This window comes from Chlorogloeopsis sp. ULAP02 (genome assembly GCF_038404745.2).
In the GTDB taxonomy this organism is placed as follows: domain Bacteria; phylum Cyanobacteriota; class Cyanobacteriia; order Cyanobacteriales; family Nostocaceae; genus Chlorogloeopsis.
Genome location: NZ_JAYKTT020000072.1, coordinates 64,559 through 91,442, shown reverse-complemented (window position 1 = coordinate 91,442; position 26,884 = coordinate 64,559). Strand labels below are relative to the sequence as shown.

Genomic DNA, 26,884 nt, shown 5'->3' with positions numbered 1-26,884 from the left:
CTTTGTTAATACAGAGCAAGCCCTACAGTCTGGTTTAATACAAAATAGCTACTGTATCGCATCATTGCTATGTTCGCCGATCGCCTGACACCAGAACAACACGCATTGATATCCCGTTATCGAGAAAAATGGCAACATCTCGGCTTATCTACCGAGCAATTGAGCCAACAACACGCCATTGATGCAGTTCGAGCAATATATACTGTTCTCGAACTCAGCGAACCCGAAATAGTTATCGTTGATAGCCCTAACGCCGCGTTCGAGTATATCTGGAATTTACTCCAACTCGGTTCCTATACAATCCTGGGCGATGTCATCATAAATTCGGATTGGAGTAAAATCTACAGTAATTTGCAATCGCAGTTGCTTGCACGACTACCCATTGCTCTACAAACCAATTTGAATTCGTTGTTTGAAAACCATCTTGCAAATGAGTATGCCTCTTTACTAAAACGTCAGTTAGAGTGCCAGTGGCAAGATATTTTTTCCCAGCACCTTGGCAAGCAAGCTCGCAACACGATTAAAGATATATTCTCCTCGTGCCGACAGCCCGAAAGTTTAATTGCAGGGTGTAGTTATTTTGACTTTTGCGTCCACATTTTCAACTACCACCCATTTCAAGACAAAGTAGCGATTTTAGAAGATTTTGTCAGGAATTGCGGCTGGACTTTCTTTTTTGAGAAGATCGCGATTATCTCCAACCATCCAACCAAAATAAGTATTGATAGCGACAATTACCTTCACGCCGACAATGCGCCGGCGATCGCGTTTGCGGATGGGTATAGCCTGTACGCAGATCGCGGACGAATTAAACTGGAACGCACGCGCAAGCCAATGGATGATAGCGAATGGGTACGCCTATTGGAAAAAATCAATACAGTTGAAATAGACTCGTGGGAAGAATACAGTTTGTTACGGATTATCAGGCAGCGAGTTAATGTTCAGCCCATGCAGTTCCTGAAGGCGACAAATTCCACCACTGGGGAAGTGCGCGTTTACCGGGTGCCGCTGCGGATCGCGTCTGCGATTGAGGCAGTACACTGGGTAAACCGACGCACAAACCCATAATCAACCTTGACAGAGCTACCCCTTTACACCCACATTCAACAAAAAAGCTTCCACTTCCGCTGCTGTTGGTTGAGAAGCGATCGCTCCTGGTTTCATCGTCGTCAGCGCTCCCACAGCACTAGCATAGGTGACTACTTGTTTTGCTGTTTGTGGATCGCTCAAGCTTTTAATTCCATGAGTTAACAACTGATGGATAAACCCAGCAACAAAGCTATCTCCTGCCCCAGTGGTATCAACAACAGAAACATCAAAGGCTGGTAACTCACCGTCGTGTTCTTCAAAAGAGTAGCTACAACCCTTTTCCCCATTCGTTACTACTACTCCTTCAACTGAGTTGAGGCGACTAAGAATTTCTCTGGGCTTGGTGGTGTCAAACAGCCATTCGGCTTCTTCTAGTGAGAGTTTGAGAAAATCGACTTTTTGAAATAATTCTCGAATTTTTTGCGGTGCAATCTCAGGATCAGTCCAAAATACAGGACGCCAATTGACATCTAACAAAACTTTAAGGTTGTATTCTTCTGCTAAGTCTAAAGCACGCTTAACTGCTTGCCCGCTTTCTGGGTAGGCTAATTCCAGAGTGCCTAACACTAAAAAATCCGCTGCTTCAAATAGCTGAATGGGTAATCGTTCTGCTTGTAGGCAGGTGTCAGCAAATTCTGTGGTGTTATAATGTCCGAATCCGGCAAAGGTGCGATCGCCTTCTAAAGAGCGTACAACATAAACTTGCCGCGTTGGTGCCGTAGGATGTCGTTGTACAGCAGTCGTATCTACACCTATTTTTTGCAATAGCTCTACCAGCTCATTCCCAGGCTCGTCTTCACCCACACATCCGATAAATCCTGCTGGTATCCCCAGCTTTACCAAAGCACAGGCTACATTAGCTGGTGCTCCCCCTGGGTAGGGAGTCCAAGACTCGACTGTTGAGAGCGATCGCCCCAATTGATCGGCCAAACAATCAAACAAAATTTCACCCAGGCACAAAACACGGGGATTACTCATCTGATTTTTGATTTTCGATGTTGGAAGAGGAATTATCCAGTATAAAATCTACAATACTTTCTATTTTTTTCGGCAGTCATTCATACATTTCCATCGCATTTTTTGCTAATTAAAATAGCTGAAAACGCTTGCACCTGATGCTTTTTAGACTAGTAAAATTTTCTTTGAATTCTACACAAAACTCAAAAAAGTCATTGTAGTGCGATCGTGTATTACTGCCAATCTTAAATTAAACATTAAAGTATTAACATATAGCACTTTTAATTATACTGGAAATGCCTACCAGCTAAAGAATCTTCTAGAATGAGAGAGAGCATTAAGTACATATACTAAGGAGGAGAAAATAACGCATGGCTGGTGGCGAGTCTCAGACCCCTGTTAGTCTGTCAGACAGAGAACTGCAAATAATTGACTTGGTGGCCGCTGGCTTAACTAACCAAGAAATTGCAGGTAAACTTGAAATTAGCAAACGTACAGTTGATAATCATATCAGCAACATTCTCACCAAAACGGGGACAGATAATCGAGTAGCTCTTGTTCGCTGGGCATTACACTGGGGTAAAGTTTGCTTAGACGATGTCAACTGCTGTTCTCTGCCCAATCAAAATGGAGAATCAACAAATTACTAGTATGTTGTTAAGCAAATTTGGATAGGTTATCTTTCGTTCCCCTCCTCACGCCTCGTGTTCAGTGTGAACCTCTCAAAATCAAGCGTAACAGAGTATTGGGGATTGGGAAGAGGACGCGGGGACACGGAGAAAGAGGATGGGGGAGCCAGCGCGTTGTAGCGACTGGCGTGGACAAGGGAAAGGATCGTGAGTCACGTCTTCTCCCCTTGTCACCTTGTCTGTCCTGCCCCTTGTCCTCTTCCTAGCCCTATTTTTAGGCTAGTCAACAAAAATTAGCAACAATCTCCACGTTGAGAAGGTACATTTGAAAAAAACCATATTGCTCCATCAGCGTTAGGAGCAGTTTTCCTATGACTACTTCTGCTTCTGCCGAAACTGGCGACTTCACTTTTGATTTATTTAATTTTGATTTTACAGCACCTCAACCTACATTAGATGCCGATTTACTTAGGCTGCTATCTTTTATTCCGGGGTTGAAAGAAATTCTTATGCTGCGGCAGGTTCATGCTTTAGAACATGCTACTGTATGGGTTTTAAGCGAATCAAAAGCAACCCATTTTAATCAAAGAAGCCCTAGCAATTTTCAATTAGATAACGAACTGTTGAGTGGTTTATCTACAGAGCAAGGATTTTATCTTTATGGTCAGGTAAATATTAGCGATTTGCGACGTGCAGTCAACCTTGCTCTCAATCGCTTGACCAATGGAGAATGGCATTTAGCCGTACATCCTCGTTGTGGTACAAATTTATCAGTGGCAATGTTGCTAACAGCTGGACTTGCTGTAGGTACACATCTATTGTTACCACGAGGGCCGATTGAACAACTCATCGGTTTGGGGTTAGCAGCCACAACTGCGGCAGAATTAGCTCCTAATATTGGTGCTTTAGCACAGCGTTATTTAACAACAGCCATTCCCTTTAATGTAGAAGTGGAAAACATAACACCTACACGAGATGTATGGGGACGTGAAGCCAATTTCGTGAAAGTGCGTTGGCGGGAATAAGAAAGAGGACGCGGGGAGGATAGAGACGCGGTGACGCGGAGAAACTTTTATTCAAATTCCTCCTGTTCCCTGTTCCCTGTCCCCTATATTCTTGCATTTAGGAAAATTGCGTAATGAGAAAACTGTACTTTTTACTTCCTGGGACAGATGGCAAGTTTGCTTGTGGGGGACTTTGGGCAGAATTAAAAACATTGAATCTTGCCAAACAAATTTGTAGTGCTGAGATTGTAACTTACCGTCACCGAGAGGAAGGTAAACTTTTTATAGATGACGTACTTCAAGAGCAAAACTTAAATGATGTCATTTTTGTTATTAGCTGGGGATTTGATGTCGCTCGACTAGCTATCAAACTCAAGCAATATAATGTTGTTTACCATGCCCACAGTACGGGCTATGGATTTAAACTTCCTGCAAGTATTCCAATTATTACTGTCAGCCGAAATACAATGGGATATTGGGGACAACACTCTCCCAACTCTCTCATTTATTATTTACCTAATCAAATATCTGAGGAGTTTCAAAATTTAAATTTTGAAAGAGATATTGATGTTTTAGTCCAAGCAAGAAAATCTTCTAAATATTTAATGCAGGAATTAATTCCAGCTTTGCAGCAGCAGTGTCAAGTATTTGTTGTTGATTCCTACGTAGAAGATTTAGTTGGGTTATTCAATCGCACTAAGATTTACCTGTATGACTCTGCTGAATACTGGGCGCAACAAGGTGTAAGCGAAGGATTTGGATTGCAACCAATGGAAGCGCTTGCTTGTGGCTGTCAGGTTTTCTCTAGTGTCAATGGTGGGTTGTCTGATTATTTAGATCCTGGATTTAATTGCTATAAAATTGCTGGATATTCAAAAGAGTATGATGTTCAAAGAATTCTGAAGGCGCTAACATCTGTAAATCTACCAGAGTTGTATCCAGATTTTTTTGCGGAATATCGCACTGAAAATATTACTAAGCGTTTACAAGTAATTTTGGATGAGCTAAACGCTTTCTTTGACCACAAAGCTAGGTATTCTTCTAATATCAAAAATCTGACAAGAATGCGTCTGGCAAAATTACATATACAGACAATATTCAAAAAAGCGAAAAAGAAATATCTAAAAATGTGAGCAGCAGTGCTAATATAATTGGCACTAGGAGTATTAAGAAGTGTTTATATTGTTATGAAGCAAACAAAACAAAAGTAAAGTTTAGTTTCAAAAAATACCGTTTATGATTGTTAGTGATAATCTAAGAGTAGAAGCTAAAAAGCTTCCTTGGCAGATAAAACAGCCTCGATTCCAAAGGTTCAATGGTTCAATTTAGTTAAGAGGTAAAAACGCTGTTGAAGCATCTGTCTTGTCAACTAACAGCAACACCCAAGACAAACGCTTATATTTCCTCATATTAGTAGTATCAAGAGGCAATATGGCTGGTTATTAATTGTTAATCAGCAAGCCTAGATAGAATCACAAAAGAGAGGGAATATTTAAGCTACTAAGAGCTTGGGTGTTGTTGTTTTTGGGAGATAAAATCGCATCATAAATAAATTTTCTCCTCAGAAATTTATGGCATCCACAAAGGTTCTTCAATCTGCGATTGATAAGAACTATTAACTAAACAATACACCTCAAAAGGTAAATGTCCATTGCGTCGCCAGTCATCGGGGTTGTAGATCACATCATACGTTTAAAATCCACTTGATACTCATTTAATTTAACGTTATGATTTGCTCAACTCATAGAAGAGGATAGACCCCTCGGAGAGGTTTACCTGAAAAGGAGATTTCCGATCAGTCTTAAACTGGCAGAAATGGGCATTAGTAAGGTGAAACGTATCTGCAACGATATCGCAGCAAGTGAGTGCCACGTTCTTATCATCAACTTTCCATCAAGCTGAAAGTAAAGTTCGTGGAAGCTGGATGGCACCGCCATTCTATGGTTCCAGCAACAACATAGTGCAGGCTTTAGCCTGAGCCTATTGATAGTTTTTGCGGAACATTTGATATGGAGAACGTTACACGAACGTTGATTGCCTCGCTCAACTCATCACTTGTAGAAGAGATTATCATTCGAGGTTGGATCTATCGTCTGCGAGTGCTGGCTCGCACAACATTCATTATTCTTAAAGACTGTAGTGGAGAAATTCAGTGTGTTGCTGATTCAGATGCCTTACGGGAAATTTCACTTAAGTTAGACGAGCCAGTTGAAGTTAGAGGTAAAGTTAGAGCAGACTCGCGCGCCCGTAAAGGTTTTGAGGTGGAAGTATTGCAGATTTCTTTACTCAATCGAGTTACTCATTTATTGCCATTCAATTCTGCTACCGATCTGGGTGATATCAGCATCGACACCATTTTGAATTACCGTCCGCTATCACTCCGAAATGACAGTATTGGTGATATCTTCAGGATACAGGCGGCAATTCTGCATTACTTTCGCCAATTCTTAAGGGAGCGAAACTTCACTGAAATAGTCACATCAAAAATAGTTTCAGGTGGAACTGAAGGTGGAACAAATGTATTTGAAATCAAATATTTTGAGCGTTCAGCTTACCTCGCTCAAAGTCCGCAATTCTATAAAGAACAGGCGGTGGCAGGCTTAGAAAGAGTTTTTGAAACTGGTCATGTTTATCGTGCTGAACCACACGCTAGTAGTCGTCACCTGACTGAATATTACTCTTTAGATATTGAGCTAGGATTTATCGATAGTCTTGAAGAAGTCATACAGTTAGAGCGAGAACTCCTAAACTTCATTTTTGAACGACTTAATCAAGATTACGCTCCTATAGTTGAAAAATATCGTTCAAACCCATTACCTTTAATGCTTCATATCCCTACATGGGAATTTGATCAATGTTTAGAAAAACTCAAGCACTACTTTGGTCGTACTGATTTGATAGATGATCTAGATCCGGAAGCAGAACGCCAGCTATGCGAACTAGCAGAATCAGAAACAGGAATATCTGCTGTGTTTGTACTTGGCTTTCCGCTTACCGGACGACCATTTTATACTCAGCCACGAGGTGAGCAAGGAGCTTCTCAAAGCTTTGACCTACTTTTTGAAGGTATTGAAATCACAACAGGTGGACAACGAATTCACAAACGCAGTGATTTAGAGCAAGCACTTTATAACCGTAATATTGATCCTCTGCCTTTTGAACATCATCTACAAATGTTTGAAATCGGAATGCCGCCGCATGGAGGATTAGCGATTGGACTAGAAAGACTGACATCGAGAATTTTGCATTTAGCAAATGTTAGGCAAGCGACACTTTACCCACGGGATAGATATCGAATATCGCCATAATCTCAACTCCGCCTTCACAACTACTCTTTCCCCTAGCGACTGGAAGTCAGTGCCAAACAAACCAAGTCCGGTTATGCGAGCTAAAGAATGTTGAATGAGCACGATCGCACAATCATGGGAAAGCGATCGCCTATCCCCACCTTTATTCCACCCAATGTTTAGCCCGTTCTAGCGCTTTTTGCCAGGTAGCAAAGTTAGCTATTGCATATTCTCTACCCACGCCAGGTTCAAAGACACGATCAATTTGCCGTTGTTGCACTAGTTCCTCATAACTATGCCAAAATCCAACCGCTAATCCTGCTGCAAATGCTATACCCTGTACAGTTATATCGCGCATCACCGGACGTTCGACAGGAATACCCAATATATCTGCTTGGAACTGCATCAGAAAATTGTTGTCACACGCACCACCATCCACGATTAATCTTTGCATTGAAGTGCGAGAAGATGCATCTATTGCTTGCACTACTTCTTTAACTTGGTAGGCGATCGCTTCTAAGACAGATCTGACTAAATGCTGGGGTTGCACTGCTGCGGTAATTCCTAAAAATGCTCCCCTCGCCGTCATATCCCAATGGGGTGCACCTAGTCCGCTAAACGCAGGTACGAAATAGACACCACCATTATCTGCAACTTGATTGGCGATCGCTTCTGTTTCGGCAGCAGTTTTAATAATTTTGATGCCATCCCGCAACCATTGGATGCACGCCCCACTAGTAAACATACTGCCTTCCAAGGCATAGCCAACGTCTAAATTACTACTATTATTAGCTTGCGTCCATGCGACTGTGGAAATAAGTTGGTGTTGGGAACGGACTATATTTGAGCCAGTGTGAGCCACCAAAAAGTTACCTGTACCATAAGTACATTTCATCAAACCGGGGCGATCGCAACCATGTCCAAATAAAGCTGCCTGTTGATCACCTAAGATGGCAGTGATGGGAATTTCTGCGCCTACTACAGTCGCATCGGTAACACCAAATTTTCCTAAACTGGGTTGAATCTGGGGTAGGATCTGAGCGGGAATTTTAAGTAAGTCCAGAAGTGTTTCATCCCATTTACAGGTAGCCAGATTCATCAACATTGTGCGGCTGGCGTTACTATGGTCGCTAGCATGAACTCTCCCACTTGTTAATTTCCACAATATCCAGGTATCAATTGTACCTGCTAAGACATTGTTGAGGTCAACACCTGTGACGTTATCTAACAGCCATCTGAGTTTTGTAGCAGAAAAATAAGCATCAATGACTAAGCCAGTGCGATCGTAAATTTCCTCAGCATATCCTTGTTGCTGCAATTGTTGACATAGAGGAGCAGTACGACGATCTTGCCAAACAATTGCCCGATGCAGTGGTTGCCCAGTGGTTTTATTCCAAATTAAACAGGTTTCTCGCTGTACAGTTAGCCCAATTGCGGCTATTTCACTGAGAGTAATTTGAGCATTTTCAATTGCTGTTTCCATTACCCAACAAGTATCCTGCCAAATTTGTAAGGCATCGTGTTCTACCCATCCAGGTTGAGGATAATACTGTGTTAGTTCTTTGTATGCTTGCCCAACTATTTTGCCAAGGGCATTAAACACGAAAGCGCGGTTGCCTGTGGTACCCAAGTCCAGTGCGAGAATATGCCCTGATGATGGAGTTTTAGTGCCAATTTCTTGCATAGCTGTTGTTAAGTAGAAGGCAGAAGCTTATCCTATCTGACTTGCTGGTGATAAGTATTTTACGTTTAATTATGTCCACCTACTTAATACAGTAGCGATCGCTATTTTATGCCAATCAGCAACGGAAGTTAATATCGGTAGTTTTAATCAATTTCCCTGTGCAATCCACTCTCTTCCTGCTTTTTCAGCTGCGTGAGCAGAATAATAAAGCTTACGCTCACCAAACACTGCACCACCACTGCTTAGGACTCGAAACTGCCATTCGTCATCCTCACTATAAAACACTATTAAGGTAAATTCTTCGATACCAACAACTAAGTTAATGGTGGCAGTAGTCATGGTGTAGATTTAGGGAACGGGGAACAAGGAACCTGCGCCTGGAGCGGTTGATTCTTCCATAACTCGTGCGTAAGTCCTGGACTTGAAACATTAATGTGAAATAGTATAGGGGGCTATATTGCCCCCATGTAGTGTTGATCAAAAAAGTTACGGACACAGCATTATTACTCAGAAAATAGAGCAAGAATGCCTATCATGATTTCATAAAAATCTGCGTGAAGTAAAAATAAACACAATTGTTTTTGGTGGTGGCAGCCACACCAATACCAGTGAGGTTGTAATTACCTTCGATATTGCGGCGATGCCCGCTACTTTTTATCCAACCGTCTACAGCTGTCTTAGCAGGATCGCTAGCTCCACAGTTGTAGGCAACATTTTCCGCAGCTGCACTGTATGAAAGACCAGTATTTATGACTCGCTGTCGAAATCCATCATGTCCAAATGGGACACTACCACTAGCCATGTTCTGACTATGAGTTCTAGCCTGACTGTCAATAGAAGAGTTACGAGTTAAAGCTGATTTCCCCTTGGTAGCACGGTAAGCATTAATTTTCTCGTGAACCGACTGTTCTATCGCACTAGTGCTGGAAGCTTGTGCTATCTGAAAGCTACGACTTGGTGAATGAGAAGGCTCTAAGTGCTTCTTGGTATAAGCTTGGCTTGGCGTATAAATGGCCATTGTTGCACTGCTTAAGGCACAAGCTCCTAAAGCAATGCCGAAAATGGTTTTTTGATTCATCAAGAGTTTGTCCTATAGCCACTGAGAATAAACTTTTACATCTAAACACACTAGTGGTTAAAGACACAAAGACAGCGAGCGGAAGATAAAGTGCAAATTTGAGCAAAATCTGTGACTATCTATTATTTAGCTCTCAAATTTAGTGCTAGTTATTTTTATGTAAATAAAATGCATTTAATACAGCTATAGAATTAGCCTGGATTGCAGTTTATAGCTAGCTTTTCTACTATTTATTTTCTACTTTAAAATAAAGATAAAAGTATTTTATACAAATAACAAACTCTATAGTTATATATCTAATAAACTTATAAAAGTTAAATAAGATAGATGCTCACATTAAAGTCAAATTTATAACAGTCAAAAAAGCGATCGCGTGCTTTCAGTAAGCCCCGGCAAAATCCGCTCACCCGTATGACGATAAAAAACCCGATCGCTATGACCGGGTTTGTGACAAAAGCTATTATTGTTTTTTAGTTGCTTGAAGTAAAAACAAGAAGTATTTTAAGCTTCGTCTAGCGCTGCAATTCCAGGCAATACTTTACCTTCGAGCAACTCTAAGCTAGCACCACCACCAGTGGAAATGTGGCTCATTTGCTCGGCTAAACCAACTTTTTCTACAGCCGCTACAGAGTCACCACCACCAATGATAGTGGTAGCACCTTGTTTGCTCACCTCAGCGAGGGTGTGGGCGATCGCTTCTGTACCAACAGCAAACTTATCAAATTCAAACACACCCATCGGCCCGTTCCAAACAATCGACTTACAATCAGCAAGGGCTTCTTGGAACAATTTTACTGAATCGGGGCCAATGTCCAAACCCATCCAACCATCGGGGATATTTTCGATGCTGACGGTTTGAGAATTAGCATCAGCAGCAAATTTATCTGCTACTACCACATCTGTAGGCAACAGGAAGGTAACACCCTTTTCTTTCGCCTTAGCTTCTAAAGACTTTGCCAACTCCAGCTTATCTTCTTCCACCAAAGACTTACCGACATTCAAACCACGGGCTTTGTAGAAAGTGAAAATCATTCCACCGCCGATAATGAGTTTGTCGCACTTTTCTAAGAGTGTTTCAATCACACCAATTTTGCTAGAAACTTTAGAACCACCAATAATCGCCGCTAAAGGACGTTGGGGGCTTTCAATTGCGCTTTGCAGATACTGCAATTCCTTTTCAATCAAATATCCAGCAACAGAAGGACTCAAATAATGAGTCACACCCTCAGTAGAAGCATGGGCGCGGTGTGCAGTGCCAAAAGCATCATTGACATACAAATCAGCATTAGCTGCCAATTTTTGGGCAAAATCCGCATCGTTTTTCTCCTCTTCTTTATAGAAGCGGACATTCTCAAGCAACAGCACTTGTCCGTTTTGCAGAGCGCTCACCTTGGCTGCAACTTCTTCACCGATGCAGTCGTCAGTCTTAACAACTTCCTGCCCTAATAACTCAGAGAGGCGTTTGGCAACCGGAGTGAGACGCAATTTGTCATCTACACCCTTGGGACGCCCAAAATGGCTGGCTAGAATTACCTTAGCTCCCTTCTGCACCAAATCCTTGATGGTTGGTAGTGCGGCGCGAATCCGAGTATCGTCTGTGATCTTACCTGAATCATCTACTGGCACGTTAAAATCAACCCGCACGAAGGCACGCTTTCCAGACAAGTCTGATGCAGATAAATTTGCTAAAGTTTTTTTTGACACGGCACAAACCTCCTGATTGCCTTTTTGTTATGTTTTGTAATTAGACTCATCCAGAATTGTACCGGAGTGAGGGGTGCAAAGAATTGTTAAGCCATGAGTTTCTTAGCGATATATTCGCAAAAAACTTGACACTGCATGGAATTAACTAAATTCGGTTGGTGTATTTCGATGGAGTATTGCGAAAATGCAAACAATACGGGGAAATAATAAATAGTCCTGTTTCAAACCGAAGCGCTCAACTCGCTTGTCTCAGCCTGTGGAGGGATAACCACTCCCATGCTCTTACCAAAAGCAGGAAGTAAACACTAAAGCAATCTTTCCAGATTAACTTTCATCACTAAATCTATAGAGCAGCAGGTAAATGCTATGTTCAAAACAGTTCTGTTTCCGATTGATCAAAGCCGTGAAGCGCGGGAAGCGGCTGATGTCGTAATTAACATCGTAAAAAAGTACGACAGCCGCTTGGTGCTAATTAGTGTGGTAGAAGAACCCGACAAAGACACGCCGAGTGAAGAGGTAATGTCTTCACCAGAGACAGTTGCTCAACTGCTAGAAAGTGCTAAGTCTATGTTTGCCGAGCAAGGAATACAAACCGAAACCATTGAACGGCAAGGAATACCGGCATTTGTGATCTGCGATGTTGCCGATGAAATAGACGCAAATTTAATCGTCATGGGCTGTCGGGGATTAGGATTGACGGAAGAAGGAGCGACTGAAAGTGTTACCAACCGCGTGATTAACCTTTCCCCCTGTCCAGTGTTGATTGTGCCATAAGTAATAGCGAGATGCTCCAAGTTATGAACTGGTTACAGAAAAGGAAAGGGAGAGGGAGAGTGTGGAAGTGTAGAATTCTTCCCCGTGTCTTTGTGTCCTCTTTCCCCTTGTCCCCCCGTCCTCTTCTGGCAGCTGGTAGATTGGAGATAGGCACGTAGCTCAAAAACTAACCAACAGATGAGGATGGTTTTATGAAGAGCAAGCATCAATTCGTCTATGCACTCTTGTTGAAAAGCGCTATAGTCTTTTCTCCTTTACTGCTATCTGTTGGTGAGGCAAATGCCCAAATTACGTCATCTCCCCAAGCCAATCAGCAGCCACAAGAACTAGCACAACTGCAACCAGAACAGCAAACGCGAGATTTTATCCAAACAGAAGTTGATCGCGCTTTTGGACGTACACGCACTCTACTGAATATTTGGGTAGTTATACTTACTCTATTTCCTGTAGCAGTAATTGCCTCATTTTGGCTGCTGCGCCGAGCTGTAGTTCGTGAAATTGTTGATCGCGCGATCGCACAGTTTCAGGGGCTAGAAGATTTACAAAACCAGCTAAATACTGTCAAACAAACAGCCGAGAACAACATCCAGCAAGCTAAAAGTATTACTGACGAATTAGAAAAACAAGCAGAAGCCTTACGACAACAGATAGTATCTGTGATTCCATCAGAGATATCTCAGTCAAAGGCGCAAATGTTAGTAGAGTTAGATAAACAAATCAATTTATCGAAACAAGAATTAAAAAATCTAGAATCACAGTTTAATTCTCGATTAGCAGAATTAGAAATAGATGCTCAACAACAAAAGCATATAACTTTAGAGACATTAGGAAATTTAAAATCAGAAATAATCTCACAAATTACTGCTTTGCAACTAGAAAATCAAAAGCAACAGCAGCAAGTCTTTACTGATTTAGAAAATTCTCGGCAGGAATGGACATCTCAACTCGCCCAATGGCAGGAGGAAGTTCAACAGCACAAAGACCAAAATTTAATTAATTTGGATAATTTACAGACAGAATTTTCTTTGCGACTTGCTGAATTGCAATTAGGTGCTCAACAAAATCAAGAGCAAGCCTTATCTGAGTTGTCAACTCAGCTTTCGGGAATTTACTCAGATGCCGAGCAGCAAAAGCAGCACACTTTTGAGAATTTAGAGAAATTACAAGCAGAGTTAGCCGAACATATAGCTGAATTAAAGTTAGGTAATCAACAATATAAGGAGCAAACTGTTGCAGAATTAGAAAATTCGCGGCACGAATTTAAATCTCTACTATTGGAATGGCAATCTCAAGTGCAGCAACAGCAGCAGCAGACTTTGGAAAGTTTCTCACAACTCCAAGCAGAATTGACTGAGCAAGTTGCACAACTCCAATCAGAAACTCAACAACAAAAACAACAAGTATTTACAGATTTAGAGCAATCTAAACAGGAATTTATTTCTCAACTTAATTCGCAAACAACCCAATGGCAGTCAGAAGTACAGCAACAAAAGCAAATTATTCTTGAAAATTTACAGCAGTTACAAGCAGAATTCACGAGTCAAGTAGCACATTTACAGTTAGAAAATCAGCAACAGAAAGAAGAAGTATTTGCGAATTTAGAAAATTCTATATCTGAGGTAAAATCTCAACTGTCTGGAGTGCAGTTGGACGCTCAACAACAAAAGCAAATTATTCTTGAGAGTTTAGAGAAATTACAAGTAGAATTTACCTCGCAAATCAATGAATTACTAGTAGATGCTCAACAAAGAAAAGAGCTAGTAATTGAAAATTTAGAAAAATCTGGTTCTGAATTTGCTTCTCAATTTTCGCAATTGCAGTGGAATGCCCAAGAACAAAAACTTCTAGTTTTAGAAAAGCTAGGAAGATTAGAGTCTGAGTTTGTATCTCAACTTTCAGATTTGCAAACAGATGCTCAACAAAGAAAAGAACAAATCTTAGAACAACTTTCTCATATTACACCCCCACCCTCCGCAAATACTGTTACTGCGGAAGTAAAAGAAAAGGTAGAAGAAAAAATAGAGTCAGCACTACAACCAGCGCCAGAGCCAGAAACGCACCAAGTGCAAGATACGCTAACTGCTGATGATTACTTTAAACAAGCAGAACTTCTGTTTTCAGAAAAACGCTATGAACAGGCGATCGCTCAATACGAGCAAGCACTTAAAATTAAATCAGATGAGCCTGCAATCTGGTTAAAACGGGGGATGGCGCTAGCAAGGCTAAAACAATACAAAGATGCGATCGCTTCCTATGAAAAAGCATTGAAAATCAAACCTGATTACCATCAAGCTTGGTGCGATTTAGGTGTCGCCTTAGGATATTTACGGCGACATAAAGAAGCTTTGATTGCTTTTAACAAAGCCACGAAAATTAACCCAGATGACGCTGTGGCATGGTTAAACAGAGGGTTAGCACTGGAAGATTTAGAACGATATGAAGATGCGATCGCATCTTTTGATCAAGCTATTCAACTTAACCCTGATTCTTATAAAGCTTGGAATAATCGAGGTTACGCACTAGTCATGCTTGGTTATGACGATGAAGCAATTGAAAGCTTTGACAAAGCCCTGAAAATTAAACCTGACTATGCCAACGCTTATTACAACAAAGCAACCTGTTACGCTTTGCAGGAAAAAGTAGAATTAGCCTTGGAGAATTTACAACAGGCTATTAATCTCAATCCTAGATACAGGCAACAGGCAGAAGCTGACATAGATTTTGATTTAATTGCCACAGATAAACGTTTTCAGGAGCTAGTAGCAAACACCAATGTGCGAGCGTAAACTCATTTTTTCTGGGTGGCAAATACGCACCATGCAATAAAAACCGTAAAGCTTAAGTAACCTAACACAGTGAACCATTCTTGAGTGTTAGTAAAGTTGTCGTTCATCAATAAAATCAGAAAAATAAATCACTTTGATTATTGTATTATGCACGTATAATAATACTCTTAGTTTTTGCTAAATAAAATTATAGTAAAGGGAGCCAATTGGGAGTATACCACTTTTTTAATCAATACCCTTATAGGGTATTGCTACACTAAAAAACCTGCTTGCACAGGCAGGCTTCGTATTTATCGCCCCAAGCTTATAGCCTGTGGCATTTTAAAATTTTATATCCACCTAGTTTATTTTCTCGGCAAATAGTAATATTAAAGTTATTTAAGTATTAATTTGATTCGATAACTCTTCCATTTTCTTCCGTAAACTTAAAGGTCTCATATCAGTCCATACTTCTTTAATGTATTCTAGACATTCTGATTTGAGTCCACTTTTACCTATGTCTTTCCAACCGAGAGCATTTTCTCGATCTATAGGCCAAATAGAATACTGTTCTTCATGATTAACAACAACTTTATAAATTGTTTGTTCTTCTGTATCCAGACTACTCATTCTTTGACTCCAAATTTTTCTGTTTTATCTATTTAGATTGCTTGTATGCAGAAAATATAGCATGATGGTCATATTGAGAATCTGCTAAATTTCCTTCTTCATCGTAGATATTAATATCTGTAAAACCTACATTTCCAAGAGCCGTGACAACTTCAGTTCGAGAATAACCCCTGACTAGATTATTAATATCTAAACGTTGCCAAGATTCTTCTACCAACTGAAAAACTGTAATCCTAAATTGTCCGATTTTTTCTTCTGGGTTATAGCTATCGCAACAAGCCCAAGCGAAATCATCTTTGACATCACCATCTGAAATTGTACCATGCCAAGATTTATAGAAATTTTCCAAATTTAATCCAAACAAAAATATCCCATGATCAAAAAGGGAATTATATACTTTTGTGAATACTTCTTGTAAATCTTCAAGATTGATTATTTCATTAAGTCCAGCATTAGCACAAATCACTGCATGAAAAGCAGGTGGTAAATTAAAAAAACGAGCATCATCAAGAATTAATTTAGCATTGGGTGCATTCTCACAAGCATATTGCAACATAGCTTCAGAAATATCAAGACCTGTGACTTGATAGCCTTGCTCGATTAAATGTTGAGCTATATGTCCGGTACCACAACATAAATCAAGAATATTTGCTCCTTGATGAATATTATATTGTTGTAGTAACTTTTCAAAAGCGGGTAAAATATTTTGACAGTATCTTAACCCCCAATAATCATTATAAATTTTAGCCCAAGGGTCGTATTTAGCCTTAGGATTTACTGCAATCATTTGCCTATTCTCCTCTTAATTATTTGTTTATATTCTCATTATCATTTCTATGGTAAAAAACCGCTTTCTCGTAGTTCCTTGACGCTATCTTTAACAGCTTGAATTATGTATTCAATATCTTCATTGGTATGGGCTGTAGATAGTAAACCACCACTTGGAAGAATAAAGACTCCGCGATTGAGAAGATGATAGAATATCAAATCCATATTTTCTGAACTAGAATCACTAGAAGCGCTAGAATTCCCTACAGAAGAATAATTAAACATCGAACCGCAATTAACTAACCGAATCGGTACTCCATCTTCTTGACAGTAAGTATTCAGTGTTTCTACAAACTGAGAAGTACGCCCATTTAATTTCTCTTGAAGAGCATTACCTTGACTTTTTAAATAATTAAGCATTGCTCGTGCAGCAGCCATAGCTAGGGGATGTTTGCAGTAAGTTCCTGCAAAAAATGTTGTTTCTACTTCAGGGAAAGATGCATCTCCATAGCTCCACATTCCACCATCTATTCTATCCATGTAGGTTGCTTTACCAGCGATAATTCCGATAGGCAAACCACCACCTACAATCTTTCCATAAGTTGCTATATCTGCTTCAATACCAAACCATGCTTGCGCTCCACCTAAATGGATGCGAAAGCCTGTAAGAATTTCATCAAAAATTAACGCTATCCCTGATTCTTTAGTTATTTCTCTTAATTGTTTAAGAAACTCACGAGGCTGTATATCTGGACGGAAATCCTGAATAGGTTCAACTAAAACAGCAGCTAATTCATGTTTATAAGCTTTGATTAATTCTAATGATTTAAAATCACCATAATCCAAAACTAAAACATCTTGAGCTACATTAGGTAATACTCCTGAAAAACTTGGAACTACAACTAAATTATCATCTAACTTCTGTCTTTTTACTAAGGTTCCATCAAAATGTCCATGGTAAGAATCTGCAAACATAACAATTTTTGGACGACCTGTTGTAGCGCGTGCTAAACGTAATGCCGTCATTACAGCTTCTGTACCAGTATTACTAAAAGTCACCCGTTCCATGCCTGTTATTTCACAGAATAACTGTGCAACTTCACCAGCTAAATCTGATTGTGGGCCGATATGTATACCTTGCTCTAATCGCTCTTGTATGGCTTCTTTAATAAAGGCTGGATTGTGTCCTAACAGATTGACTCCAAAACCCATTACAAGGTCTATATATTCGTTACCATCAATATCCCAAATTTTAGAACCGGAAGCATATTTACCAATGATAGGATAAACTATTTCTTTGATTGTTTGGCGAAATCCTGCGGAGCCTCTTCTATCTGCCAGCACAGAACGATATGCTTGGGTTAGCTGCTTTGATGTTTGTGTTTTATTAGTATAACGGGCAATAAATTTTTCTAGGTATTGCTGTTGAGAATTTAAGGTAGTTGTAGATAATGAATTGATTAATTGCATGGCATTAATGGGTAGTATTTTTTTGCTAAATATTGATAAATTCATGCTTTCGGACTTCTAAAAAGTCTTGTTGCATAAGGTATTGCAAATAAACACTCAGCAAATTCTCATCTATAGGTGGACAAAAAATAGAGGTATTTGCAAGCCCATCGAGTGTATTTTGACAATCAAACTTTAGTTCTGCCCAGGTATGATTACTATTGTTGGAATCTTTGTTAATCAGCAATGGTACAAGTGGATATAGTGGATGTTCTGGGTAGGATTCGGCTATTTTGAGTAAATCTGCTCGCCATTGCTCATTAGAAATTTGTTGCAGTGGATAGCCAAGGGAACGGAGTAATTTGATTAACTTGCTGGAATGAAAAGGTTGAGGGTTTACAAAGTGAAATGCCTTGCCTATAGATTTTTCTTGTCTTGATAAATGGACTATAGCTTTGCTTACGTAATCTACAGGCGCTATGTCCTCAATCATATTGTCCTGTGGAGCTTTTTCAAGTTTTATACAGCCTATGATCAGTCTGTATAAGAAATCATTTTGATTAAAAACTCCGGTTTTACTGTGTCCGGATACGCGTCCTATTCTATATATGCATACAGGAAGACCGCGATCGCGTGCAATGGTAACTAACTTTTCAGCAACCCATTTACTCTGAGTGTAGCCACCAAATGGCACTTGATAATCATCGAGGCTATCTTGTTCTCGAACTACCTTCACACCCGAATAACCTGCGGGGGAGAAAACCCCATCGGTTGACATAAAATGCACGGGTTTGACTTTAACTTGGCTTGCTAATCTCAAAACTTCTTGAGTTCCTAACACATTCGCAGGCTTGAGTGTATGGTATGGAGAAGCATGATTAACCAATGCGCCGTTGTGATAAATCACATCTATTAACTCAGCCAGTGCTTGAAATTCTGGTTTAGAAACTCCCAAAAGTGGCTCAGATAAGTTACCGACAATGGGAATAGTTCTGGAGTTGAAAGAATTGTCCCAAATCAAATATGATTTGAGGCTATTTTGAATTCTTTTTTTGCCCTCTTCTGAATTATCAGCACGTACTAGGCAATAGATATCTGCATTAGTTTTTTGCAGAAGTTCATAAAGTAAAAATGCTCCGACAAAACCTGTGACTCCAGTTAAGAAAATATTGGCAGGCTCAGTTGGAAATTTAGTTGGTGTGTGAGGACGTATTACAGAATCAAGAACAGTTTCAGCTTGCCAATTAATTTTATTTTTTGGAGTAATAGCAATTGTAGAATCACCCATTTTTTGAGCCATTTCAATACTTTCGGCTAAAAGAGCGATTGTCGGCATTTCCCATAAACTGCTTAAAGGTAGTTCTATTTGCCATGTTTGACGTACTCGAAAAACAAGCTGTGTGAGTAGTAAAGAATGCCCTCCCAAATCAAAAAAGTTATCTTCAATGCCAACTTGTTTTACCTTTAGTAACTCAGTCCAAATATTTGCCAATTCTTTTTCAATTGGTGTACGTGGTGCTATATACTTGGTTTCGTTATTTGACAAGTAATAGTCAGGTATAGTTAACGCTCGTTTGTCTATTTTACCATTTGTTGTCAGTGGTAGTTTGTCCTGTATTACAAAAGCAGAAGGAACCATGTACTCTGGTAGACTTGCTTTGAGTAATTGTCGTAAATGTAGTGTGAATTCACTCTTATTGTCTAGCTCTAAATTTTGAGTATTAGGAACGATATACGCTACTAGACGTTTGTCACCAGGGCTATCTTCTCTAACTATAACTACAGCATCTTGTACAGCAAAATGTTGATTTAGTTTGGTTTCAATTTCTTCTAATTCAATGCGGAAGCCACGAATTTTTACTTGATGATCTATACGACCAATAATTTCAATATTAGCATCATTACAATAGCGTACTAAGTCTCCTGTTTTATATAGTCTTTTACCCTCTTCAAAAGGATTAGGAATGAATTTCTCAACAGTTAATTCAGGTTGATTGCAATAACCACGTGCTAAACCTTTACCGCCAATATATAATTCGCCAATAACACCTATAGGAACGGGTTGCAAATATCTATCTAAGATATAAGTTTGAATATTAGAAATAGGTTTGCCAATAGGTACTTCTTGGCTAAAATCTTGTCTTGATAAATCACAAGTTGTTGCTACTACAGTGGCTTCAGTAGGGCCATAACTATTGATTAGCTGGATGTTTGAATCTACATATTTTTGCCAAGTTAATACTTTATCTACTGAGACTTTTTCTCCACCAATAATCACTAATCGTAGAGATAACGGTAAAGTTAATTTGAGTACAGTTAACTCAGAAATTAATTGTTGCCAAAAAGCTGTTGGTAAATCTAATACAGTCAGTGATTGTTGTTGACATTTTTCCAAAAAGTGAGGAATTGAAGTTAACATTTCATTAGTTCGCAGTACCAAAGTTGCTCCCTGGATTAAACAAGGAAAAATTTCTTCGGCAGCTGCATCAAAGCTAATTGAGGCAAATTGGAGAATGCGATCGCTAGATTTTATGCCATATTCTCTGATTGCTGCTTGTGTATAGTTAACTAAAGACTCTTGTTCAATCATCACCCCTTTAGGTTTGCCAGTCGAACCAGATGTGTAGATTACATATACTAAATTATCAAGTTTGCTGAGATTGATGGGATTGGTTTGTGGTTGCTGTGCTATTAACTCTGCATTATCTGTACATATAATCTTGGCTGAGGTATCTAGAAAATTTACGAAGAGAGATTCCTGGGTAAGCAATACTGACACCTGGGCATCCGCTAACATATACGCTAGCCGTTCTTGTGGATACACCGGATCTAGTGGAAGATATGCTCCACCAGCCTTGAGAATTGCCAATAAACCAACAATCATTTCTAGGGAGCGCTCTACACAAATCCCCACCAGTACCTCCGGCTTGACTCCCTGTTTTCGCAAGTAGTGGGCGAGTTGATTGGCTTTTTGATTGAGTTGTTGATAAGTTAAATATTTATTTTCATATACTACTGCGACAGCATAAGGCGTTTTTTCTACCTGTGCCTCAAACAGTTGATGAATGCATTTATCTTGTGGATACTCAATTTCAGTATTATTCCACTCGACTAATAAAGTTTGTTTTTCGGCTGCTGTTAACAATGACAAGTCTGACAGGCGCTTTTCAGGATTCGCAACCATACCAGCTAATAAATTGCTCAAATGCCCCAGCATCCGAGTTATGGCATCATCATCAAAGCGATCGCACTCATAAGCAATTTCCACCAACAACTCTTGATTAGGTATGACTGTGACGGTTAAAGGATAATTTGTCCGTTCATCTACAAAAACATTCAAGATTTCTAAATTGTCAATTTGCTGTTTTGAAGTATCCACCGGGTAATTTTCAAACACCAAGATACTGTCAAATAAGGATATCCCCCGTGGTACTTCACTCCACCCTTGTACCTGTACTAAGGGGCTATATTCATACTGGGAAATTTCTGCTTGTTGAGCTTGAATTTGTTTGAGCAAAGCCACAACTGAAGTATCATCAGATACCTGTACTCTAAGAGGCAAGGTATTGATGAATAATCCTATCATCGATTCAGCTCCCGCTAGCGTTACCGGACGACCAGAGACGGTAACACCAAAAATTACGTCTTTCTCGCCACTGTAATAACTAAGAAGCCAAGCCCAAGCGCCTTGTACTAAAGTATTAAGGGTAATTTTGTGCTGACGAACAAGCGATCGCATTACTGCGGTTTGACTAGCTGAGAGTTTGATTTGTTGAGTTGCATGATGTGAAAATTTGCTATATTTACTACCAAGCATTTTTTCAATACGTAGGCTAGTAGGAGCAGAAAAACCGCTTAACGTCTGTCGCCAAAAAGTCTCAGCCCTTTGTAAATCTTGTTGCTGTAGCCATTTAATGTAATCTCGGAAAGGGCGCTTAGGCTCTAAGCGTAATTCTTCACCTTGGCAGAAGGCAGTATAAAATCTAAAGACTTCCTCTAGTAACAATGATGTAGACCACCCATCGATAATGAGATGATGGGTATTCCAGACAAATTGGTAAGTATTTTCGCTAAGTTGAATTAACACTAAACGCATCAACGGCGCTTGGGTGAGATCAATACCTAAAGTGCGATCGCTCTCTAAAAAAGCTGCTAACTTGTCTTGCTGCTCAACAGCTGAAAAACTCTGCCAGTTGTAATGTTTAAAAGGCAGTTGTACCTGACGCAACACCACTTGTACAGGTTCTTTTAAATTTTGCCAGCGAAAACAAGTCCGCAAAATTGGATGACGCTGAATCACCTGTTGCCAAACCTGCTCAAATACAGGAATATTCAGATGACCAGAAAGAGTACACACTAGCTGATTAAAATACGCTCCTGTATCTGGTGCAGATAGGGTATGAAAAAGTAATCCCTGTTGCATTGGTGAAAGAGGATAGAAATCCTCGACATTTTGCATACCCATTTCAAACGTCTCCAATTGCTGCAATGATGTTTTCGATGTCAGTTTGACTCCATTGGAAGTCTGATAAATCTCCTGGAAGTGAGTTGTTGTCAGAAGCCTGAGAATTGTGAATTAGCGATCGCAGGGTGTTGAGAAAATTCTCAGCCAGATTCTCAATTGTGGTTTGACGATGAATGTTATTGCTATAAGTCCAACTAATTTGTAGTTGCTGTGCAACCACAATCGCATTAATATCTAATAGATGGCGACGGCTTCCTTTGGGACTGTGTGTAGCGCCAATATCTGCATGAGCTAGACTAAACAGTGATGATTCTGAAAGAACTTGATCCGACTGCCCCAAGTAGTTGAACAGCACCTCAGCTTGAGGTAAGGTTTGCAGTTTTTCTACTATTGATTCTTCGTTACTCAGATAACGCAGTAAACCATAACCAATTCCCCGATTCGGAATCTCCCGTAACTGCTCCTTAATAGTTTTTACCGCCGTTGCTTCCTCAGAACTTGCGAGTAAGTTTAATAATACTGGGAAAATTGTCGTAAACCAGCCCACAGTCCGTGACAAATCTACATCGTCAAAGATTTCTTCCCGCCCATGCCCTTCTAAATTTAACAGTAGTGTCGGTTCTCCCATCCAGTCAGCAAAAGTCTGTACCAGTGCTGTTAGTAACACATCATTAATTTGGCTTTGGTAAAAAGTTGGTACTTTTTGTAACAAAGCTTGGGTATCTGCCACACTCAAGGCAACAGATATAGTACGAGCCGAAGCCTCTGTGTTATCACCTTCAGGGAAATCTACTGGGATATGAGAAACTTGCTGACGGGATTGCGCACACCAGTATTCTAGTTCTTCCTGAAGCTCATCTGACTGAGCGTAGTGTTTCAACTTTTGCGCCCACTGCTGGAAAGAAGTTGTTTTAGCTGGTAATTTAATTGCCTCACCCGCTTGTATTTGGGTATAAGCCGTTTGGAAATCCTCTATTAGGATGCGCCAAGAAACACCATCAACAGCTAAATGGTGAATTATTAGTAATAAGTAGCTGGGCTGATTTGCACCACGCTCAAATACAGCTGCTCGTATTAATGGCGCATTACCAAGGTTGAAACTAGCTTGTAATTTTGTGGCGATAGAAGCGATCGCTAATTCTTGTTCTGGCTGTGACAATGTAGAAAAATCGTAGTATGTAACTGGCACAATATCTACAGAACTAGCCATAAATTGCTGCCATTCAGAATTTTCCTTAACAAAATACAAACGCAGTGCATCATGATGCAAGATTAACCACTGCATCACCTGCTGTAAAATCTCTGTGTCCAGATTTTGCTGCATTTCCAGCAAAATTGATTGATTCCAGTGGTGTGGCTCCGGTTGATTTTGCTCAAAAAACCAGTTTTGAATTGGAGTAAGAAATACCTCGCCTGTCACTAATCCTTGTTCTGCTTGGATCGAGCGAACCATACCCGCTACTGCTGCCAATTTGGCAATTGTCTGGTTATCAAACATCTGCTTGGGAATTAATTGCAAACCAGCTTGATTAGCTTTAGCAACAATCTGGATACTCAAGATAGAATCGCCGCCCAACTCAAAGAAATTATCGTGGATGCCTATTCGTTCCACACGCAAAACTTGAGTCCAAATTTCTGCTAATAATTTCTCAGTCGGCGTACTCGGAGCCACAAAAGTATTTGACTCGGCTCTAACTTGTTCTGGTGCTGGCAAGGCTTTTGTATCTACCTTGCCATTAACTGTCAAAGGCAAAGCTTTTAACGGTACAAAAACCGCAGGAACCATATAATCAGGCAATTTTTCTGATAAGAAGCTTTGCAGAACGTTGATAGAACTGGGCGATTGTGCATTCCAAACAATGTACGCAACTAAATATTTGTTACCTGGAACATCCTCTCGTGCTATAACTACAGCTTCCTTGATTCCAGAATGCTCTAAAATTACTGACTGAATCTCTGCTAGTTCAATGCGAAAACCACGAATCTTTACTTGATTGTCAATTCGTCCTAAAAATTCTAGAATTCCATCTGGGCGGTAACGCGCCAAATCACCAGTTTTGTACAGCCTCTCCCCTGATTTTGCTGAAAACGGGTGAGGAATAAACTTTTGCGCTGTCAATTCTGGCTGATTGAGATAACCTCTTGCTAATCCCAAACCGCCGATGTATAACTCACCCACCACACCTATAGGTACAGGTTGATAGTGTTCGTCAAGTACATATAACTGAGTATTAGCGATCGCATTCCCAATCGCAACGGAAGTGGCAAGACGTTCTCCTATTGGTACTTGATAAACGCAACAACCAACCACCGTTTCTGTCGGCCCATATTCATTCACCAACATTGTATCTGGTGCAAACTCCCGCCAGAAAGCAATATCTTCTGCCAACAAATTTTCACCACCAATAATAAATGCTCTGGTACGATCTGCCGCTTCTTTTGGTGATAGGATTTGACACAATAACTTGAGGTGAGCAGGCGTAATTTTAACTAAACTTAAATTAGTGCGATCGCGTAGTGCATTCCCTAAAGTTTCAATACCTTCATCTTCCGAGAGAATTTCTACTTGATTTCCCACCAGTAACGGAGAAAACAAACTGGTAATCGTCAAATCAAACCCTAAAGGAGAGTGAACGATTGTTCCTGTACCTTGGTCAACAGTATAAGCTTGAGTACACCAGCTCAAGTAATTAACTAGTCCTTGATGGTGAATTAACGTTCCTTTGGGTTTACCAGTCGAACCAGAAGTATAGATAATGTAAGCCAAATTGAGAGTTGTAATCTCACTGTCTGGGTTATGTGTTGGCTGTTGAGTGATAATTTGCCAATCAGTATCTAAGCAAATAACTTGAGTTGCTGCTGTTGGTAAATTTGCAGCTAAATGTTGCTGAGTTATGACTATAGGGATTTGAGCATCTTTTAAGATAAATGCTTGACGTTCTAAAGGATAGCTTGGCTCAATCGGGAGATATGCTCCACCTGCTTTCAGGATACCTAACAAACCAACCACCATTTCGAGGGAGCGTTCAACACAAATCCCCACTGCTACTTCTGGCTTAACTCCTAATTGTTGTAGATAATGTGCTAGTTGGTTAGCGCGGGTATTGAGATCGGTGTAAGTTAACTGCTGATTTTCATAAATAACAGCAATATTTCCTGGTGTACAGTTTACCTGCTCCTCAAATAAATGATGAATGCACTTATTTTGTGGATAATCAATTTGAGTATTATTAAATTCAAATAGTAATTGCTGTAACTCATTTGGCGGTACTAGCTTTAACTTACTAATTGTACATAGCGGATTATGCAAAACACTATACAGTAAAGTCTCAAACTCATCTGCCAAACGCTTGATATTTTCTGCACTAAATAGGTAAGAATCGTAGTGAAACTCTACAGTCAGACTATCATGATTTTCTAGACATAAAAATTTGATTTTAAATCTATCAACACAAACATATTGATTGTAAATTTTCAAGCCAAAATCATCATTAGCACATTTATCATTTTGTGATATAAACTCAAAACAAAATGGAAAAAATAATGTATTTATCTCTTGACTGTTGTGTTTAATTTGTTCCCAATTAAAACTGTCTTGCCATTTATAAATTTCTAAAATTCGTTCTTGATTTTGTTGTAAAACCTCACTAAAAATACTAGTTGATGTTAAATAACTCTGTAACGGTAAATATTTAGCAAATAATCCTAATGCCGTTTCTAATTCTTCATAATTGCGACCATCAGTAGCCATACCAATGACTATTTCCGATTGTCCACTTAAGCGCATCAGTAGAACTTGCCAACAAGTTAATAATATTACAGAAATAGAAGTATGATATTTCTGAGCTAAAGTTTTAATTTCATTAGTAAAATCAGGATTTATTTGCAAGCTTACAACTTGAGGCTGAAACTCTTGATTCACTTGTAATTGATTTTCTAAAGGCAAATGTAAATCCAAAAAATGAGTAATATTCTGTTTACGCCAATATTCTTTGCCTATTTCTGTATCTTCTGATTCAAGTAATTCATATTGCCATTCGGCAATATCAGCATATTGTAGAATTTCATCAGTTAAATCCTGACTTCGTAAATAAGCTGCATAATATTTCCTGATTTCATGTACTAAGTTTTGTAAGCTCACATAATCCGCACACAAACTAGGTAAACTCAAGATTAATATATATTTTTGTGGTGATAAAGTTATCAAACATACCCGCAAAACTCGTCCTTTTTCATAATTAAAAGGCAACTGAAGCATTCTTTGAAAAATCAAATCAATTTTAGCTGCTTGCTGCTGAGGCTCCCAGTCGCTTAAATTATGATCATTTTCCCAACAAATGTCACTATCACCAATAACTTGAACTGGAATTTCCATTCCTGGTAAAAACTGAAACTTTGTTCGCAAAATTTCATGATGATTAACAATATTTGTTAAAGCTGCTTTGAGAATATTTTTGTCTAAATCTCCTTCTATTAAAACTGCACATTGAGCGCGAAATGGTGTATGCTGATCGGGATGTTGTAACAACCACAGATGTTTTTGGAGTGGAGAGACTCGAACACCTTCAAGAATTTGAGTTTGCATATAAATCAGTTATTAC

17 protein-coding genes are annotated in these 26,884 nt (G+C 39.6%); 7 read left to right on the top strand and 10 right to left on the bottom strand.

From position 1 onward, the window contains the following. The first annotated feature begins 69 nt into the window (after nt 1–69). Nucleotides 70–1,068, top strand: coding sequence for a DUF6745 domain-containing protein (locus tag U2718_RS25600; RefSeq protein ID WP_342002907.1), 999 nt, complete (start codon nt 70–72; stop codon nt 1,066–1,068). A gap of 15 nt (nt 1,069–1,083) precedes the next feature. On the opposite strand, the gene U2718_RS25595 is transcribed toward U2718_RS25600, so the two are convergent. Further along, nucleotides 1,084–2,067, bottom strand: coding sequence for a carbohydrate kinase (locus U2718_RS25595; protein WP_342002906.1), 984 nt, complete (start codon nt 2,065–2,067; stop codon nt 1,084–1,086). A 350-nt stretch (nt 2,068–2,417) separates the two neighbouring features. Here U2718_RS25595 and U2718_RS25590 point away from each other — a divergent pair, with 350 nt between their 5' ends. From U2718_RS25590 to aspS, 4 genes are all read left to right on the top strand, one after another. Beyond that, on the top strand, nt 2,418–2,696 hold the full coding sequence (locus U2718_RS25590; RefSeq protein WP_016873275.1) for a helix-turn-helix domain-containing protein: 279 nt from the start codon (nt 2,418–2,420) through the stop codon (nt 2,694–2,696). Between the two features lie 350 nt (nt 2,697–3,046). Then, entirely contained in the window at nt 3,047–3,700 is a 654-nt protein-coding gene (locus U2718_RS25585; protein WP_342002905.1) for a DUF6391 domain-containing protein, read from the top strand. Between the two features lie 113 nt (nt 3,701–3,813). Continuing rightward, the gene (locus tag U2718_RS25580; protein WP_342002904.1) at nt 3,814–4,812 is read left to right on the top strand and encodes a glycosyltransferase; all 999 of its coding nucleotides are present in this window, start codon (nt 3,814–3,816) and stop codon (nt 4,810–4,812) included. A gap of 876 nt (nt 4,813–5,688) precedes the next feature. Next, nucleotides 5,689–6,987 (top strand): aspartate--tRNA(Asn) ligase, encoded by a 1,299-nt coding sequence (gene aspS, locus U2718_RS25575; protein ID WP_342002903.1) that lies wholly within the window; start codon nt 5,689–5,691, stop codon nt 6,985–6,987. Between the two features lie 142 nt (nt 6,988–7,129). Here the strand turns inward: aspS and glpK are convergent, their stop codons facing one another. The 4 genes from glpK to U2718_RS25555 form a co-directional block, all read right to left on the bottom strand. Further along, on the bottom strand, nt 7,130–8,650 hold the full coding sequence (gene glpK, locus U2718_RS25570; protein WP_342002902.1) for a glycerol kinase GlpK: 1,521 nt from the start codon (nt 8,648–8,650) through the stop codon (nt 7,130–7,132). 147 nt (nt 8,651–8,797) lie between these two features. Next, entirely contained in the window at nt 8,798–8,989 is a 192-nt protein-coding gene (locus tag U2718_RS25565) for a hypothetical protein (RefSeq protein ID WP_342002901.1), read from the bottom strand. Nucleotides 8,990–9,182: 193 nt separating this feature from the next. Beyond that, entirely contained in the window at nt 9,183–9,728 is a 546-nt protein-coding gene (locus tag U2718_RS25560) for a CAP domain-containing protein (protein ID WP_342002900.1), read from the bottom strand. Nucleotides 9,729–10,229: 501 nt separating this feature from the next. Beyond that, nucleotides 10,230–11,432 (bottom strand): phosphoglycerate kinase, encoded by a 1,203-nt coding sequence (locus U2718_RS25555; RefSeq protein ID WP_342002899.1) that lies wholly within the window; start codon nt 11,430–11,432, stop codon nt 10,230–10,232. A gap of 366 nt (nt 11,433–11,798) precedes the next feature. On the opposite strand from U2718_RS25555, the gene U2718_RS25550 reads away from it, so the two are divergent. Both U2718_RS25550 and U2718_RS25545 read left to right on the top strand, forming a co-directional pair. Then, nucleotides 11,799–12,206 carry a universal stress protein gene (locus U2718_RS25550; RefSeq protein ID WP_342002898.1) on the top strand — a complete coding sequence of 136 codons (408 nt, stop codon included), beginning with the start codon at nt 11,799–11,801 and terminating at the stop codon, nt 12,204–12,206. 191 nt (nt 12,207–12,397) lie between these two features. Next, nucleotides 12,398–14,992: a tetratricopeptide repeat protein gene (locus U2718_RS25545; protein WP_342002897.1), complete on the top strand. Its 2,595-nt coding sequence runs from the start codon at nt 12,398–12,400 to the stop codon at nt 14,990–14,992. 378 nt (nt 14,993–15,370) lie between these two features. Here the strand turns inward: U2718_RS25545 and U2718_RS25540 are convergent, their stop codons facing one another. The 5 genes from U2718_RS25540 to U2718_RS25520 are packed head-to-tail and all read right to left on the bottom strand — an operon-like array spanning nt 15,371 to nt 26,868. Next, complete coding sequence (locus U2718_RS25540) at nt 15,371–15,601, bottom strand: MbtH family protein (protein ID WP_342002896.1); 231 nt, start codon at nt 15,599–15,601, stop codon at nt 15,371–15,373. Between the two features lie 28 nt (nt 15,602–15,629). Beyond that, nucleotides 15,630–16,388: a class I SAM-dependent DNA methyltransferase gene (locus tag U2718_RS25535; protein WP_342002895.1), complete on the bottom strand. Its 759-nt coding sequence runs from the start codon at nt 16,386–16,388 to the stop codon at nt 15,630–15,632. Between the two features lie 47 nt (nt 16,389–16,435). Then, nucleotides 16,436–17,839 carry an aspartate aminotransferase family protein gene (locus U2718_RS25530; protein ID WP_411813365.1) on the bottom strand — a complete coding sequence of 468 codons (1,404 nt, stop codon included), beginning with the start codon at nt 17,837–17,839 and terminating at the stop codon, nt 16,436–16,438. Nucleotides 17,840–17,864: 25 nt separating this feature from the next. Further along, nucleotides 17,865–22,283 (bottom strand): amino acid adenylation domain-containing protein, encoded by a 4,419-nt coding sequence (locus U2718_RS25525; protein WP_342002893.1) that lies wholly within the window; start codon nt 22,281–22,283, stop codon nt 17,865–17,867. Between the two features lies 1 nt (nt 22,284). After that, complete coding sequence (locus tag U2718_RS25520; RefSeq protein WP_342002892.1) at nt 22,285–26,868, bottom strand: amino acid adenylation domain-containing protein; 4,584 nt, start codon at nt 26,866–26,868, stop codon at nt 22,285–22,287. Between the last annotated feature and the right edge of the window lie 16 nt (nt 26,869–26,884).

Excerpts from the sequence above, each read along its gene's own strand:
- U2718_RS25565 (WP_342002901.1), bottom strand. The coding sequence starts at position 8,989 with ATGACTACTGCCACCATTAACTTAGTTGTTGGTATCGAAGAATTTACC.
- U2718_RS25600 (WP_342002907.1), top strand. The coding sequence starts at position 70 with ATGTTCGCCGATCGCCTGACACCAGAACAACACGCATTGATATCCCGT.
- U2718_RS25530 (WP_411813365.1), bottom strand. The coding sequence starts at position 17,839 with ATGCAATTAATCAATTCATTATCTACAACTACCTTAAATTCTCAACAG.
- U2718_RS25525 (WP_342002893.1), bottom strand. The coding sequence starts at position 22,283 with ATGGGTATGCAAAATGTCGAGGATTTCTATCCTCTTTCACCAATGCAA.
- U2718_RS25560 (WP_342002900.1), bottom strand. The coding sequence starts at position 9,728 with ATGAATCAAAAAACCATTTTCGGCATTGCTTTAGGAGCTTGTGCCTTA.
- U2718_RS25550 (WP_342002898.1), top strand. The coding sequence starts at position 11,799 with ATGTTCAAAACAGTTCTGTTTCCGATTGATCAAAGCCGTGAAGCGCGG.
- aspS (WP_342002903.1), top strand. The coding sequence starts at position 5,689 with ATGGAGAACGTTACACGAACGTTGATTGCCTCGCTCAACTCATCACTT.
- U2718_RS25545 (WP_342002897.1), top strand. The coding sequence starts at position 12,398 with ATGAAGAGCAAGCATCAATTCGTCTATGCACTCTTGTTGAAAAGCGCT.
- U2718_RS25595 (WP_342002906.1), bottom strand. The coding sequence starts at position 2,067 with ATGAGTAATCCCCGTGTTTTGTGCCTGGGTGAAATTTTGTTTGATTGT.
- U2718_RS25520 (WP_342002892.1), bottom strand. The coding sequence starts at position 26,868 with ATGCAAACTCAAATTCTTGAAGGTGTTCGAGTCTCTCCACTCCAAAAA.
- U2718_RS25585 (WP_342002905.1), top strand. The coding sequence starts at position 3,047 with ATGACTACTTCTGCTTCTGCCGAAACTGGCGACTTCACTTTTGATTTA.
- U2718_RS25540 (WP_342002896.1), bottom strand. The coding sequence starts at position 15,601 with ATGAGTAGTCTGGATACAGAAGAACAAACAATTTATAAAGTTGTTGTT.
- U2718_RS25535 (WP_342002895.1), bottom strand. The coding sequence starts at position 16,388 with ATGATTGCAGTAAATCCTAAGGCTAAATACGACCCTTGGGCTAAAATT.
- U2718_RS25590 (WP_016873275.1), top strand. The coding sequence starts at position 2,418 with ATGGCTGGTGGCGAGTCTCAGACCCCTGTTAGTCTGTCAGACAGAGAA.
- glpK (WP_342002902.1), bottom strand. The coding sequence starts at position 8,650 with ATGCAAGAAATTGGCACTAAAACTCCATCATCAGGGCATATTCTCGCA.
- U2718_RS25580 (WP_342002904.1), top strand. The coding sequence starts at position 3,814 with ATGAGAAAACTGTACTTTTTACTTCCTGGGACAGATGGCAAGTTTGCT.